Source organism: Pseudomonas sp. PAGU 2196, assembly GCF_022179005.1.
GTDB classification, from domain to species: domain Bacteria; phylum Pseudomonadota; class Gammaproteobacteria; order Pseudomonadales; family Pseudomonadaceae; genus Aquipseudomonas; species Aquipseudomonas kermanshahensis.
Window position 1 is genome coordinate 1 of sequence record NZ_BNTL01000012.1, and the last position, 17,903, is coordinate 17,903.

Below are 17,903 nucleotides of genomic sequence, written 5' to 3' on the forward strand. Positions count from 1 at the left end.
TGCTGCCGGCACTGTGATTGGCACCGGGCTTGTGGGCGCAGATGGCAGCTTCAGCCTGACGCTCTCCCCGGCTCAAGCGAACGGCGAAGCGCTGGATATTCGTCTGGTGGACGCCGCTGGTAACAGCTCGACCCCGCTGCAATTCGACGCGCCGGACATTACTCCGCCTGATGCCGTCAGCAATATCGTGGTCGGCGCTGGTGGCCTGGCCCTCAGCGGGCGCGGCGAAGCCGGGGCCACCGTGGAAGTCCGCGATGCCAACGGCAATGTGATTGGTACCGGCACTGTCTTGGCCAACGGCACCTTCCTGATTGACCTTGACCCGGCTGCCCAACCCGGCGAACACCTGAGCTTGGTGCAGACCGACGCAAGCGGCAACGCTTCCGTTGCCCTCGAATACGACGTACCTCAGACCACCGCCCCTGCAAGTCCGAGCGACTTGGCCATCGATGCCGATGGCACCACCCTGACCGGTACCGCGCCAGCGGGCAGCCGCGTAGAGGTCCATGATGCCAATGGCACCCTGATCGGCAGCGCCACTGCCGGTGCCGATGGCACCTTCACCCTTGAACTCACGCCACCACAAGCCAACGGCGAACTGCTCGATGTCGTCGCCATCGATGACACCGGCCTGTCTTCTCTGCCCGCACAGATCACCGCGCCGGACATCACTGCACCAGCCGCACCGAGTGAACTGGCGGTCAGCGCCAACGGCACCGTTGTCACCGGCCGCGCCGAACCGGGAAGCACCGTGCGTATTCTCGCCGCCGATGGCACTGAACTGGGCAGCGCACTGGTCGGACCAACTGGCGTGTTTAGCATCACCCTCGACCCGCCTCAGGTTGATGGTGAAGTACTGCAGGCCACCGCGACCGATGTCGCTGGCAATACGTCGCTTGCCAGCTCCGTCACCGCGCCGGATATCGACGGCGTGGACACCACGCCCCCCAACGCACCGACCAACCTGGTGATCGGCCTTGCTGGCCATCAGCTGACTGGCCGCGGCGAAGCGGGCACTACGGTTCAGGTGCGTGATGCCGCCGGCAATGTGTTGGCGACTGGCACCGTTGGCGCGGATGGTAATTTTGTAATCGCCCTTGATCCTGCCGTAATCGATGGCAGCACCCTGCAAGTGACCTTGACCGATGCGGCGGGCAACGTTTCGCAGCCAGGCTCGGTCACCTCCCAAGACCTGCTGCCACCTGCGCAGCCAACTGACCTGGCCTTGGCTGATGGCGTGACCCTCACGGGTCGCGGCGAGCCTGGCGCCACCGTGCAAGTACGCGACGCTGCGGGCACTGTGATTGGCACCGGGCTTGTGGGCGCAGATGGCAGCTTCAGCCTGACGCTCTCCCCGGCTCAAGCGAATGGCGAAGCACTGGACATCCGTCTGGTGGACGCCGCTGGTAACAGCTCGACCCCACTGCAATTCGATGCGCCGGATATCACTCCGCCAGCGGCCGTAAGCAATATCGTGGTCGGCACCGACGGCCTGGCTCTCAGCGGTCGCGGCGAAGCCGGGGCCACCGTTGAAGTGCGCGATGCCAACGGCAATGTAATTGGCACAGGCACTGTATTGGCCAACGGCACGTTCTTGATCGATCTTGACCCAGCTGCCCAACCCGGCGAACACCTGAGCTTGGTGCAGACCGACGCAAGCGGCAACACTTCCGTTGCCCTTGAATACGACGTACCTCAGACCACCGCTCCCGCCAGCCCGAGCGATCTGGCCATCGACGCCGATGGCACCACCCTCACCGGTAGTGCACCGGCCGGTAGCCGCGTAGAGGTCCATGATGCCAATGGCACACTTGTCGGCAGCGCCATTGCCAGTGCCGACGGCACCTTCACCCTTGAACTCAATCCACCACAAGCCAACGGCGAACTGCTCGATGTCGTCGCCATCGATGACACCGGCCTGTCTTCTCTGCCCACCCAGATCAGCGCGCCGGACATCACCGCGCCTGCCGCGCCGAGTGAGCTGGCCGTCAGCGCCAACGGCACTGTAGTAACTGGCCGTGCCGAACCGGGTAGCACCGTGCGTATTCTCGCCGCCGACGGCACCGAACTGGGCAGCGCTCTGGTCGGCCCGACTGGCGTGTTCAGCATCAACCTCGATCCGCCGCAGGTTGATGGGGAGGTTCTACAAGCCACGGCTACCGATGCCGCTGGCAATACCTCCACCGCCAGCTCCGTCACCGCACCGGATATCGACGGCGGCGATACCACGCCACCAGACGCACCCACCAATCTGGTCATCGGTCTCGCTGGCCACCAACTGACTGGCCGTGGCGAAGCTGGCACCTCCGTGCAGGTGCGCGACGCCGCCGGCAATGTCCTGGCCACTGGCACCGTGGGTGCAGATGGCACCTTCCTGCTGACGCTGGACCCTGCCGTCATCGACGGCAGCACCCTGCAAGTGACACTGACCGATGCGGCGGGCAACGTTTCTCAACCTAGCTCGGTCACCTCGCAAGACCTACTGCCACCTGCGCAACCCACCGACCTTGCCCTGGCCAATGGCATCACCTTCACCGGCCGCGGCGAACCTGGCGCCACCGTACAAGTACGCGACGCTGCCGGTACTGTGATCGGTACCGGGCTGGTTAACGCGGATGGCACGTTCAGCCTGACGCTGAGCCCTGCGCAGGCCAATGGCGAAGCCCTGGATATCCGCCTGGTCGATGCCGCTGGCAATAGCTCCGCTGCCCTGCAGTTCAATGCCCCAGACATCACCCCACCGGATGCGGTCAGTAACATCCAGGTCGGCTCTGGCGGCTTGGTCTTGGGCGGTCGCGGGGAAGCGGGCGCCACCGTTGAGGTGCGCGACGCGGATGGCAACCTGCTTGGACGCGGCGTAGTCACTGCCAATGGTACCTTCCTGATCAACCTCGACCCGGCTGCGCAACCTGGCGAACACCTGAGCCTGGTGCAGGTCGACCCAAGCGGCAACGCGTCCGTTGCCCTCGAATACGATGTGCCGCTGACCACCGCCCCGGCCAGCCCGAGCGAACTGGCGATCAACCCCGATGGCACCAGCCTGACCGGCAACGCACCCGCTGGAACCCGTGTGGAGGTGCACGATGCCAATGGCACACTCATTGGCAGTGCTGTGGCGGGTGCAGACGGCACCTTTACTATCGTGCTCGACCCGGCCCAGGCCAATGGCGAACTGCTCGATGTTGTGGCCATTGATGACACGGGCTTGTCGTCCGTGCCTACGCAAATCTTTGCGCCGGACATCACCGCGCCCGACGCACCGAGTGAGCTGGCCGTCAGCGCCAACGGCACCGTAGTAACTGGCCGTGCCGAACCGGGTAGCACCGTTCGTATTCTCGCCGCCGATGGCACTGAACTGGGCAGCGCCCTGGTCGGCCCAACCGGCGTGTTCAACATCACCCTCGACCCGCCTCAGGTCGATGGCGAAGTGTTGCAGGCCACCGCGACCGATGACGCTGGTAACACGTCGCTTGCCAGCTCCGTCACCGCGCCGGATATCGACGGCGTGGACACCACCCCACCCAACGCACCTACCAACCTGGTGATCGGCCTCGCCGGCAGCCAGCTCAGCGGCCGCGGCGAAGCCGGGGCCACCGTGCAGGTACGTGACGCCGCCGGCAATGTGCTGGCGACTGGCACCGTAGGCGCGGACGGTAATTTTGTAATCGCCCTTGATCCAGCCGTTAACGATGGCAGCACCCTGCAGGTGGTGCTGACCGACGCGGCAGGCAACGCGTCTGAACCTGGCTCGGTCACCTCGCCAGACCTGCAAGCCCCAGACCAACCCACAGGCCTGGCCTTGGCCGAAGGCGTCACCCTTACCGGTCGCGGTGAACCGGGTGCCACTGTTCAAGTCCGCGACGCTGCGGGCACTGTGATTGGTACCGGGCTAGTAGGCGCAGATGGCAGCTTCAGCCTGACGCTGAGCCCTGCTCAAGCGAATGGTGAAGCGCTGGACGTTCGGCTGGTGGACGCCGCCGGCAACAGCTCTGCCCCACTCCAATTCGATGCACCGGACATCACGCCACCTGCTGCCGTCAGCAATATTGCCGTCGGCTCCGACGGCCTAGTCCTCAGCGGCCGCGGCGAAGCCGGCGCCACTGTGCAAGTGCGTGACGCCGAGGGCACTGTGATCGGCACCGGCACTGTCTTGGCCAACGGCACCTTCCTCATCGACCTCGACCCGGCAGCGCAACCCGGCGAGCACCTCAGCCTGGTACAAACCGACCCGAGCGGTAACGCGTCCGTCGCCTTTGAATACGACGTACCACTGATCACCGCCCCGGCCAGCCCAAGCGAGCTGGCGATCAATGCCGATGGCACCAGCCTGACCGGCAACGCGCCAGCGGGAACCCGTGTCGAAGTGCACGATGCCAATGGCACGCTGATCGGCAGTGTCGTGGCAGGTGCCGATGGCACCTTCACTATCGTGCTCGACCCGGCCCAAGCCAACGGCGAACTGCTCGATGTCGTCGCCATCGATGACAACGGTCTGTCGTCCGTGCCTACGCAAATCTTTGCGCCAGACATCACCGCGCCGACTGCACCGAGTGAACTGGCTATCAACGCCGACGGCAGCGTCGTCACCGGTCGTGCCGAACCGGGCAGCACCGTGCGGGTGCTGGCAGCTGACGGCACCGAACTGGGCAGCGCCCTGGTCGGCCCGACTGGCACCTTCAACATCACCCTTGATCCGCCTCAAGTCGATGGCGAGGTGCTGCAGGTCACCGCGACCGATGCTGCAGGCAACGCTTCAACCGCCGGCACGGTCACCGCGCCGGATATCGACGGCGGCGACACCACGCCTCCAGACGCACCCACCAACCTGGTCATTGCCCTCGCCGGCAGCCAGCTCAATGGTCGTGGCGAAGCCGGGGCCACCGTGCAGGTCCGTGATGCCGAGGGCAACCTCGTGGCCAGCGGCTCGGTCAACCCGGATGGCACCTTCCAGATCACCCTGGACCCGGCCGTGAAAGACGGCAGTACCCTGCAAGTGGTGCTGACCGACGCAGCAGGCAACGCCTCTGAACCTGGTTCGGTGACTTCGCCAGACTTGCAAGCGCCAGAGCAGCCGACCGGCCTGGAACTGGCCAACGGCGTCACCCTCACGGGTAGCGGCGAACCTGGCGCCACCGTGCAGGTGCGCGACGCTGCGGGCGACATCATCGGCACCGGCCTGGTCAACGAGAACGGCAGCTTCAGCCTCACCCTGTTCCCAGCTCAGGCCAATGGTGAAGTGCTGGACATCCGCCTGGTGGACGCCGCTGGCAACAGCTCTACCCCGCTGCCATTCGATGCACCGGACATCACGCCGCCTGCTGCGGTGAGCAATATTGTCGTCGGCAGCGATGGCCTGGCCCTGAGCGGCCGTGGTGAAGCGGGTGCCAGCGTGGAGGTGCGCGACGCCGAGGGGAATGTGATCGGCACCGGCACTGTCTTGGCCAACGGCACCTTCCTGATCGACCTCGACCCGGCGGCACTGCCAGGCGAGCGCCTGAGCCTGGTGCAGACCGACCCAAGCGGCAATGCATCCGTAGCCTTCGAGTACGACGTACCCTCGACCACCACACCGGCCAGCCCGAGCGACCTGGTGGTCGCCGAAGACGGCACCAGCATCAGCGGTTCCGCCCCGGTCGGCAGCCGTGTGGAAGTGCGCGATGCCGATGGCACGCTGGTCGGCAGCGTGGTGGTGGGTGCCGAAGGTACCTTCACCGTCATCCTCAACCCGGCGCAAGCCAACGGCGAACTGCTCGATCTGGTGGCAATCGATGGCACCGGCGCTTCGTCCCTGCCGGTACAAATCAACGCACCCGACATCACCGCGCCGACTGCGCCAAGTGAACTGGCGATCAACGCCGACGGCAGCGTCGTGACTGGCCGGGCCGAACCGGGCAGCACTGTGCGGGTGCTGGCAGCTGACGGCACCGAACTGGGCAGCGCCCTGGTCGGCCCGACTGGCACCTTCAACATCACCCTCGATCCGCCTCAAGTCGATGGCGAGGTGCTGCAGGTCACCGCGACCGATGCTGCAGGCAACGCCTCAACCGCCGGCTCGGTCACCGCTCCGGATATCGACGGCGGCGACACCACGCCTCCAGACGCACCCACCAACCTGGTCATCACCCTCGCCGGCAGCCAGCTGAATGGTCGTGGTGAAGCCGGGGCCACTGTTCAAGTCCGTGATGCCGAGGGCAACCTCGTGGCCAGCGGCTCGGTCAACCCAGATGGCACCTTCCAGATCACCCTGGACCCGGCCGTGAAAGACGGCAGCACCTTGCAAGTGGTGCTGACCGACGCGGCAGGCAACGCCTCTGAACCTGGTTCGGTGACCTCGCCAGACCTGCAAGCGCCAGAGCAGCCGACCGGCTTGGCTTTGGCCAACGGCGTCACCCTGACCGGTAGCGGCGAACCTGGCGCCACCGTGCAGGTGCGCGACGCTGCGGGCGACATCATCGGCACCGGCCTGGTCAACGAGAACGGCAGCTTCAGCCTCACCCTTACGCCTGCCCAGGCCAATGGCGAAGTGCTGGACATCCGCCTGGTAGATGCCGCCGGCAACACCTCGACCCCGCTGCCATTCGATGCACCGGACATCTCCGCGCCGGCTGCCGTCAGCGACATCGTGGTCGGCACGGGTGGCCTGGCCCTGAGCGGCCGTGGCGAAGCGGGGGCCAACGTCGAAGTGCGTGACGCCCTTGGCTCGGTCATCGGCACCGGCACGGTATTGGCCAACGGCACCTTCCTGATCGACCTCGACCCGGCGGCACTGCCAGGCGAGCGCCTGAGCCTGGTGCAGACCGACGCGAGCGGCAACGCCTCCGAAGCCCTGCAATTCGATGTCCCTGTGACCACCGCGCCGGCCAGCCCAAGCGAGCTGGTGGTCGCCGAAGACGGCACCAGCATCAGCGGGTCCGCCCCGGTCGGCAGCCGCGTGGAGGTCCACGATGCTGACGGCAACGTGGTCGGCAGCGTGGTGGTCGGCGCCGAAGGCACCTTCACCGTCGTGCTCACGCCAGCACAAGCCAACGGCGAACTGCTGGATGTAGTGGCAATCGACAGCACCGGCGCATCGTCCCTGCCGGTACAAGTCAACGCACCGGACATCACTGCGCCGATCACACCTACCGAACTGGCCGTCAGCACCGATGGCAGCGTGGTCACCGGGCGTGCCGAAGTGGGCAGCACGGTGCGGGTCCTGGCGGCCGATGGCACCGAGCTGGGCAGCGTTCTGGTCGGCCCGAGCGGTGCCTTCAGCATCACCCTTACCCCGGCACAGGTCGATGGCGAACAGCTGCAAGTCACGGCCACCGATACCGCAGGCAATACCTCGACGGCCGGCAGCGTTACCGCACCGGATATCGACAATGGCGACACCACGCCACCGGAGCCGGCCACCAACCTGGTGGTCAGCAATGATGGGCTGACCCTCTCTGGCCGCGGCGAACCTGGCGCGACCGTGGAGGTTCGCAACGATCAGGGCCAGGTGGTGGTCACGGGAACGGTACAACCCGGTGGCGACTTCACCGTGCAGCTGCCCCCCTCGGTTGCAGACGGCTCGTCCCTGCAGGTGACCTTGACCGATGCCGCTGGCAATACCTCGCAACCGAGCTCGGTGCTCACGCCCGACCTCGCCGCGCCGCTGCAACCTACCGACCTTGTCCTCAGCGAGGGCATCAGCCTGACCGGTAGCGCCGAACCTGGCGCCCGAGTGAACGTCCACGACGCGTCTGGCAACTTGATTGGCAGCGCCATCGCCGAGCCCGACGGCACCTTCACCCTCACCCTGGACCCGATCCAGGCCAATGGCGAAACCTTGGCCATCACCGTGGTCGATGCCGCGGGTAACACCTCGGTGCCACTGAGTTACGTGGCAGCGGACATCACCGCACCGGCGATCATCACTGACGTCGTCGCGGGTGCCGGCAGCCTGGCAGTCTCCGGCCGCGGCGAAGCCGGCGCCAAAGTGGAGGTGAAGGATGCCGATGGCACGGTTATCGGCACCGGCACCGTCGCCCCGAACGGCACCTTCGTGGTTGACCTCGAAACGCCGCTGGCGGCAGGCCAGGCCATCGTCCTGGTGCAAACCGATGCTGCGGGTAATGAGTCGGTGGGCATCGCCGTCATCGTTGCTGATGCACCGCTGCCCGAAAGCCCGAGCGGGCTGGTGCTGGCAGCCGACGGCTCGTCCATCAGCGGCAGTGCCCCTGCGGGCACGCAGGTCGAGGTGCGCGACGCACAGGGTAATGTGCTGGGCAGTGCCCAGGCCGGCCCTGGCGGCGGCTTCACCATCGGCCTCACGCCAGCGCAGGCCAACGGCGAAACACTGGATGTAGTCGCCATCGATGCCGATGGCAACAACTCGCTGCCGACCCAGATCATTGCCCCTGATATCACCCCGCCGAACCAGGCCAGCGACCTGCAACTGAGCGCCGATGGCAGCACCCTCACCGGTCGCGGCGAGCCTGGCACCACCGTGCAGGTCACCAACGCCCAGGGCGATGTGCTGGGCAACGCCCAGGTGGGTGCCAATGGCGTCATCAGCGTGGTCCTGACCCCGCCGCAAACCGACGGCCAGGAACTGGACGTAACCCTGCGCGACGCTGCAGGCAACACCTCTACCGCAACCGTCAACGCGCCCGACCTGGACGGCCCGCTGCAGCCTTCGGGCCTGGCCATCGACACCAACGGCCTCCACCTCACCGGGCAGGGCCAGAGCGGCTCGACCATCACCGTGCGTGCAGAAGATGGCACCATTCTGGGCACCACCACGGTAGGTGGCGACGGCCGCTTCGACGTCACCCTCAACCAGCCTCAGCGCAATGGCGAAAGCCTGACCGTGGACGCCACCGACAGCCTCGGCAACAGCGCAGGCCCGGTCAACTTCACAGCGCCTGATACCACGCCACCGCAAGCGGTTGGCGAGGTAGCCATCGATGGCGCGGGCCTGACCGTCACCGGCACCGGCGAACCCGATGCAACTGTGACCGTACGCGCGCCGGATGGCAGCGTGCTGGGCACGGTCGTGGTCGGCGCTAACGGCGCGTTCGAAATCACCCTGGACCCGCCGCAGACCAACGGCCAGGCACTGACCGTGGAACAACGCGACCCAACCGGCAACCTGTCCACCGCCGTCACCCTGCCGGCACCCGACAGCGAGGCACCGGATACCCCGACCGGCACCACGTTGTCCGCTGATGGCCGAACCCTCACCGGCACCGGTGAACCCGGTGCGACGGTAACCGTCACCGGCACGGCTGGCGCAGTCGTGGGCACCGCCGTGGTCGAGGCCGATGGCAGCTTCCGCGTGACCATCGACCCGCCACAGCTCAATGGCCAGACCCTGTCCGTCACCCAGGCCGACAACGCCGGCAATGACTCCCCCGCCGCCCTCGTGACCGCACCTGATCTCGAGGCACCGGAAGCTGCGCAAGGCCTGGGCCTGGACCCGACAGGCACGGAACTCAGCGGCCAGGGCGAACCCGGCAGCACCGTGGAAGTACGCAACGCTGCCGGGGACTTGCTGGGCACCATCCCGGTGAATGGCGACGGCACCTTCACCGTCACTCTCACACCCGCCCAGACCAACGGCGAAGTGCTGTCGGTGGTATTGATCGATAACGACGGCAATGCCTCGCCATCGGCCACCTTCACGGCCGACGACAGCACCGCCCCCACCGCGCCGGCCGGGCTTACCATTACCCCGGGCGGCAACGCCATCCAGGGTACCGGTGAGGCAGGTTCGACCGTCGAAGTGCGCGCCCCTGACGGCAGCCTCTTGGGCTCTGTGGTTGTGCCAGCAGGCGGTAACTTCACGGTGCCGCTGTCCCCTGCACAACTCGATGGCCAGGCGCTGGAGGTCACCTTGACCGACGCCGCGGGCAACGAGTCCCTGCCCACCCCGATCATTGCACCGGACATCACCCCACCAGCACTGCCCACCGAGGTGGTGGTCAGCCCGGATGGCACCACCGTGACCGGCAACGCGCCGGGCGCAACGACGGTGACGGTGCGGGATGCAGCCGGCAACGAGACCACCGAGCCGGTGAACCCTGACGGCAGCTTCAGCGTCACGCTGCCGACTCCGCAGACCAACGGTGAACCTGTGACCGTGGTAGTCAGCGACGGGGCCAACAGCGCTGCGCCCATCACAGTCACGGCACCCGATACCACCGACCCGCTCCCGGCCACGGGGGTCACCGTCAGCCCGGATGGCAGCGTAGTCGGCGGCGGCGCCGAACCTGGCAGTACAGTCGTCATCCGCAACCCGGATGGCAGTGAACGCGGCAGCGAAACCGTCGGGCCGGATGGCACCTTCGTGGTACCCGTCACGCCGCCACTGGCGGAGGGCGAAACCGTCGACGTGGTGGTGATCGACCCTGCCGGCAACGAGTCCACCCCCGTTTCGCTGGACGGCCCGGATGGCACCGAAGCCGTTACCCCAAGCGGCCTTGCCATCAGCGCCGACGGCTTCCTGCTCACCGGCCAAGGCACCGTCGGGTCACTGATCACCGTGACCTCGGGCGGCATTACCCTGGGCACGGCAACGGTGGGCAGCGATGGCACCTTCCGGGTGTTCTTCCAGAATGCCCAGCTCAATGGCGAGACCTTGGTGGTCACCGCGCGCACCACGGTCGATGGCGACCCATCGGTACCCGCCACCCTCGTGGCCAACGACACCACCGCGCCAGCCGCCCCGATCGTGGATGGCATCGACCGCACCGGCAGCACGCTGACCGGCCATGGCGAAGTGGGGGCGACCGTACGAGTGGTCAATGCCCAAGGCGACGTGCTTGGCACTGCCACCGTCGGCAGCAATGGCTTGTTCAGCATCAGCTTCGCGCCACCGCTGACCAATGCCCAGAACCTGATCGTCACCCAGGCCGATGCGGCCGGTAACGTGTCGCTCGCAGCCACCTTGCAGGCCCCTGACCTGCAGGCGCCGCTGGCGGCCAGCAACCTCAGCCTCAACAGCGCGGCCACCGTGCTCAGCGGCGAAGGTGAGGCCGGTGCCACCGTCACCGTGCGCGATGCCAGCGGCGCCATTCTGGCCACCGGCACCGTCAACCAACTCGGCCAGTTCCAGATCACCCTGCCGAGCGCGCAAACCAACGGCAGCCCGCTGCAGGTCACGCTCAGCGACGCCGCCGGCAACATTTCTGGCCCGGCCAGCCTGGCGACGCCAGACCGCACGCCGCCTGCAGCCATCAGCAACCCCGTACTGAGCCAGGACGGCAAGCAGCTGTCGGGCAGCGGTGAGGCAGGCGCCACCGTCCAGGTGCGCAATGCCGCCGGGACTGTGCTCGGCACGGCCGTGGTCGGGGCCGATGGCCGCTTCACGGTGGTCTTCGACACCCCGCAAGCCACCGGCCAGGCCATCGGCGTCACGCAGGTGGATGCGGCTGGCAATACCTCGCCAGCGGTCAATGTCACCACCCCTGACCTGACACCGCCAGCGCCGCTGACCAATGTGGTGCTGAACAACAACGGCCTGACCCTGACCGGCCTCGGCGAAGCCGGCGCCACCGTCACCGTGCGCGGCCCGGATGGCACCATCATCGGTACCGGCCTGGTAAGCGCCAACGGCAGCTTCACCCTGACCCTGGACAACGCTCAACTCAACGCCCAGCACTTGAGCGTGACCCAGACCGACGCAGGCAATAACACCTCCACCGCCGTGGCGGTCACCGCGCCGGACTTCACCCCACCGCCTGCCCCAACCGCGCTCGCCTTGGCCGCCACTGGCCTGCAGTTGACCGGGAGTGCGGAAGCCGGCAGTACCGTGACCGTGCGCGATGCCGCTGGCAACGTGCTGGGCACTGCGGTAGCTGGCAGCAACGGCACCTTCCAGGTCACCCTGAACAGTGCCCAGACCAATGGCCAGACCTTGCAGGTAACCGCCACCGATGCCGCAGGCAACGTGTCGCCGGCCGCGCCGTACACCGCAGCCGATACCACGCCACCCGCCGCAGTCACCAACCTGGCGGTCTCCGCCAATGGCGCGACCCTCACCGGTACCGGCGAAGCCAACGCCACGGTCACCGTTCGCGCACCGGACGGTACCGCGCTGGGCACGGCCACGGTGGGCGCCGATGGCAGCTTCACGGTCAACCTGTCACCTGCCGCCATCACCGGCGAAAGCCTCAGCGTGGTGCAGGCCGATGCCGCGCAGAACGTTTCACCTGCACAAACCGTCACCGCACCGGGCATCCTGGCGCCAGAGACGCCCGACAACCTGGTACTGGCCGCTGATGGCCTGGTAGTAACCGGCACGGCAACGCCAGGCAGCACGGTCACTGTCTACGGCCCCAACGGCGTATTGCTGGGCACAGCCCCGGTCGACAACGACGGTACCTTCACGGTCAACCTCGGCAGCGTCCAGGCCAACGGCGAAGTGCTGCATGTGAGTGCGGTAGGCACCGATGGCAGCACGTCGCTGCCAGCCACCCTGCAGGCACCGGACACCACGGCACCGCTGCCACTGGCCAACGTCGTGCTGTCCAGCGATGGGCTGGTCCTCAGTGGCCGCGGCGAGCCGGGTGCCACCGTCTCCGTGATCGGTGAAGGTGGCGTCGACCTCGGCACTGGTGTGGTCGATGCCAATGGTAACTTCAGCATCAACCTGGGCAGCGCGCAGATCAATGGCGAACAGCTCAGCGCCAGCCAGTCCGATGCCGCCGGCAACGAATCCAACAGCATCAGCCTTATCGCGCCGGACCGCGTGGCGCCCGATGCCGCCGAGAACCTGGCCTTTGCCGGTGGCGGCAGCCTGCTCAACGGTACCGGCGAAGCGGGCAGCACTGTGCGCGTGCTGGCCGCCGATGGCAGCGTGCTGGGCACTGCGGTGGTGCGTGGCGACGGCAGCTTCCAGGTCGACCTCAACGCGCCTCAGGCCAACGGCCAGCAAGTGCAAGTCGTGCTGACCGATGCCGCTGGCAACCAGTCGGCTGCCAGCCCAATCACCGCGCCGGATACCACCCCACCCACCGCGCCAACCGAGCTGGCCATTTCCAGCGATGGCATCACCCTCACCGGACGCGGCGAGGTCGGCGCGCTGTTGATCGTCACCGGGCCAGATGGCAGCGAGGTTGGCAGAGCCACTGTCGATGCCAGCGGCCATTTCACCGTGATCCTCAGCCCGGCACTGGGTAACAGCGAGCTGCTCAGCTTCACCCAGACCGACACTGCCGGCAACGTGTCGCCAGCGGCTACCCTGCTGACGCCAGACTTCACCCCACCCGCCGCGCTCACCGATGTCGACATCACGCTCGACGGCAGCGTGGTCATCGGCCTGGGCGAAGCCGGTGCAACCGTCACCGTCAGCAACGCCGCAGGCGCGGTGCTGGGCTCTGGCATCGTACTGGCCGACGGCAGCTTCCGTGTCGAACTGACACCGCCGCAGATCAACTACGAAATCCTGTCGGTACAGCAGGCCGATCCACCCGGCAACATCAGTGCGCCGGTCAACGTCAGGGCGCCGGACCTCACGCCACCGGAGGCAGCGACCGAACTGCGGCTCAACGCAGCGGGCGATCTGCTCAGCGGCGTCGGCGAAGCGGGTGCGACCGTTAGGGTCTATGTCGGCATCACGCAAATCGGCACGGTCCAGGTAGACGCGGACGGTACGTTCCAGGTCAACCTGAGCTCGGCGCAGCTGAACGGGCAGGTGCTGCAAGTGACCCTGACCGATGGCCGCAACAACGTCTCGCAGATCAGCACGACCACGGCAGTTGACATCACACCGCCCGCCTCGGTGATCGCCACGATCAACGACAGCGGCACCCAGCTGATCGGCACCGGCGAGCCCGGCTCACGGGTCACCGTGGTCAACAACCAGGGCGACCTGCTCGGCCAGGTCTCGGTCGACCCGGACGGCACCTTCGTGCTCGACCTGAACGCGGCGCAAATCAATGGCGAAGTGCTGACCCTCATCGCCCAGGACGCCACCGGCAACCCGTCTGCGCCACTGCAAGTGACCGCGCCAGACCTGACGCCACCGGTACAGCCGAGCGACCTGTTGCTCAACCCGGCCGGCACCTCGATGACCGGTACCGCCGAAGCAGGCACCACCGTCACCGTTCGCGGGCCGAACAACAATGTGGTCGGCGAGGTGGAAGTCCCAGCAAACGGCCAGTTCACCGTCACCATCAACCCAGCCCAAAACAACGGCCAACTGCTGACCGTGGTGTCCACCGACGATGCCGGCAACAGCTCGTTGCCTGCCAGCTACCAGACCAACGACACCTCGCCACCTGCCGTGGTCACGGACATGGCCATCAACAACACCTTCGACGTGCTGACCGGTAAAGGCGAGCCGAATGCGATCGTCACCGTCAGCCGCGGCGGCACTGTGCTGGGCACTGGCCAAGTGGATGCGGCCGGCAACTTCCAGATCACGCTGGTACCGCCTGCGGGTATTCTGGCTACGCTGGGGGTGACGCAATCTGACGGCTTCAACACCTCGGCGGTCGCGACCTATGTCACGCCATTGGTAGCACCACCCGTGCCGCCAACCAATGTGACCCTGGGCAGCGATGGCCTGACCTTGCAGGGCAATGCGCCGAGTGGTGTCGGTATCCGCGTCTACGATGCCGCCGGCAACCTGATCGGCACCGGCGGGGCCACCCTCAATGGCACCTTCACCCTGCAACTGAACGCGGCGCAGCTCAACGGCCAGCACCTGACCGTGACGGCTGTGGCGTTGGTGGGCGGCGAATCGCAACCGACCTTCGTGCAGGCCGCCGACATCACGCCACCGGCTAACCCGGTGGTGACCGGCCTGTCTGCCAACGGCCTGGTACTGAGCGGTACCGGTGAGGCCGGGGCCACGGTAACCGTGCGCGACGCCAGCAACAACGTGCTCGGCACTGGGCAGGTGAATGCCGGTGGCGCGTTCAGCATCAACCTCAATACCCCGCAGCTCAACGGCCAGGTATTGGGCGTGAGCCAGGCTGACGCGGCAGGCAACGTGTCTGGCAGCACCAGCGTCACCGCCATCGACGTGCAGCCACCGGCCGCGCCGACCAACCTGGTCATCAATGGCGCTGGCACCGAGCTCACAGGGCGTGGCGAGGCGGGTGCAACCGTGACCGTGCAAGGCCCGAACGGCCCGCTGGGCTCGGCCGTGGTTCAAGCCGATGGCACGTTCACCATCACCCTGACCACACAGCAAAACGATGGGCAACTGCTGGTGGTGCGCCAGTCCGACCCTACCGGCAACCTGTCCAGCAGCGTCAACGTGACAGCCCCGGACACCACACCGCCAGCCGCGCCGCTGGCCACCATCAACGCCAACGGCACGGCCGTCAGCGGCTCTGGCCAGGTCGGCAGCACCGTGACGGTGCGCAACGGCGCAGGCACTGTCATCGGCACGGCCACGGTGGGCAGCAACGGCCTGTTCGTGGTCAGCCTGACTGCGGCGCAGATCGACAACCAGGCCTTGAGCGTCACCCTCACCGACGGTGCAGGCAATGTCTCGACCGGCACTGCGCTCACCGCACCGGACCTGACCCCGCCTGCAGCCGCCGGCAACCTGGCGATCAGCGCCGACGGCAGCACCCTCACCGGTAGCGGCGAAGTGGGCGCCACCGTCACCGTGCGCAGTGCCAACGGCACCGTGCTGCAAACGGCGGTGGTACAACCGGACGGCAACTTCACCGTGACCCTGAGCCCGCCTCAGGACAACGGCCAGTTGCTGTCGGTGACCCTCAGCGACGGGCGCGGCAACGTGTCCGGTAACGTCAACATCACCGCACCAGACGTCGATGCCAACGCCCCAGTAATCGCCAGCGACAACCTGGTGACCGCCGAGGTCAACCTGGCACCGGTGGTCAGCTCGCGCAGCTATCAGGACAGCTTCACCACCTTGCTGGCAGGCTTCACCAAGACCTACACCTGGACGGTCGGTGCCGGCACTACCGTGGACCCGACGCTGACCCTGACCACCAGCAGCGCGCTGTCGCTGCTCGACAACGCCACCTTCACCCTGCAAGTGAAGAACGCTGCCGGCAACTGGGTGACCTTGGCCACGGGCACCAGCCAAGGCCTGCTCGACCTCATCCTTCTGCCGCTGGGCCAAGGCATTCGTGTCGACATCGGCGAGCTGCAGGCCGGTGACTATCGCCTGACGGTCGGCAGTGGCGGCATCGGCCTGGTCACCAACGTGACCACCACGCTGGACATCGAGACCACCAGCCTCACGCAGTTCACCGGCACCGGCACGGCAAAAACCGGCAACGTCATTACCGATGTTGGCACCGACGGCAGCGTCGACGCCCTTGGCCCGGACAGCGCCGCCGTGCTGCAGGTGATGAAGAACGGCAGCTATGTGTCGGCGGGCAGCGCCACCACGGTGCAGGGCCTGTACGGCACCCTGGTGATCCGCGGTGACGGCAGCTACACCTACACGCCTAACGGCAGCCCCTCGAGCGTCGGCAAGGTCGATGTGTTCAGTTACCAGTTGCTGCACGCCAACGGCGCCTCCGATGCGGCCAACCTGTATGTGCGCATCGACAGCCCACAAGCCACGGAGATCTGGAGCGACACCAACTACAGTGCACCGGCCACAGTGCTCGACGCGGTCAACGACGCCGGCACCAGCCACCTCACCCTGGCCAACCGGGTGGACACCAGTACAGCCTCGCTGGGCACACTGGGCCTGCCTTTGATCGGCACACGCCAGGCCACCTACACCACCAGCGTTGCCGCCGACACCACGGCCAACCTGCAAGTGGTGGTCAACTCCACCAACTTGCTGAGCTTGCTCAATGGCACCACCATCGACCTGCTCAAACTCAACCCAGCGACCGGCCAGTACGTGCTGGTGCAGTCGGTCGGCGGCGGCTCGCTGATCAGCCTGCTCGGCGGTGGTGCGGGCTACACGTTCCAGAACCAGGGGGCAGGCACCTACCACGTGCGCGTCACCGCGGGCGGCATCGGCCTGGCCAGTTCGATCACCACCAGCGTCAACGCCACCACCACGCACCTGACCGAGTTCGTGGTCAGCGGCGCCACGGCGGTCACCGGCAACCTGTTGGCCGACGACAACCTTGGCTCGCCATTGACCGTGCTGAGTGTGATGACGGCGGCCAACACCTACACCATCCCGGGCTACAACGGGGTCAGTGTGGCGGGCAGCTACGGCACCCTGCTGGTGCAAGCAGACGGCAGCTACACCTACACCCTCAACGCCGGGCTGACCAATGCGGTGATTGGCCAGCATGAAACCTTCACCTACGAGCTGACCCACCCCAACGGCACTACCGACACCGCCAACCTGACCATCAGCCTGGACAACGCCGCCAACTTCACGGCCACCAGCTCGCTGCTGGCCGACAGCGGTGACGAAGGCGTGGCACTGGCCAGTCTCGCGGCCGTGGCCTCCAGCGAAGTGATTGCCGGCACCGATGGCAATGACCACCTCGATGGCAGCCAAGGCGGCCACATCACCCTGCAGGGTGGTGCGGGCGATGACACCCTGGTGGTGGTCGACCAGAACTTCGCCAGCGTCGAGGGTGGCAGCGGCAACGACACCCTGCTGTGGGGCGGCGGCGATGCCAGCATCGACCTGGGCAACCTGGTCGGACGGGTCCACGACATCGAAGTGATCGACCTCAACGACACCAGCTCGGTGGCGTTGACCCTGAACCTGGCGGACGTGGTCGCGATCACCGAAACCGGCAACGACACACTGGTCATCAAAGGGGATGAAAAGGACTCGGTTCACATGACGGACAACTGGGCGCTGGTCGGGAACCAAACTGCCGACGGCATCGACTATAACCAATACACGGCCCAGGAGGATCCGAGCCATCACTTGTGGGTGCAGAACGGTATCCATGTCGTCTGAGGCCGCTGCAATCCCGCCGGGCAATCGCTCGGCGGCAAGGACGAACAGCAGTAAGGGA

Annotated in this window: 1 protein-coding gene; it reads left to right on the forward strand. The window is 66.7% G+C overall.

What is annotated here, in order from left to right; all coding sequences use genetic code 11:
• Positions 1–17,845 (forward strand): BapA/Bap/LapF family large adhesin (locus MFF34_RS12970; protein ID WP_238214444.1); only part of this gene is annotated, 17,845 nt, incomplete at its 5' end.
• Between the last annotated feature and the right edge of the window lie 58 nt (positions 17,846–17,903).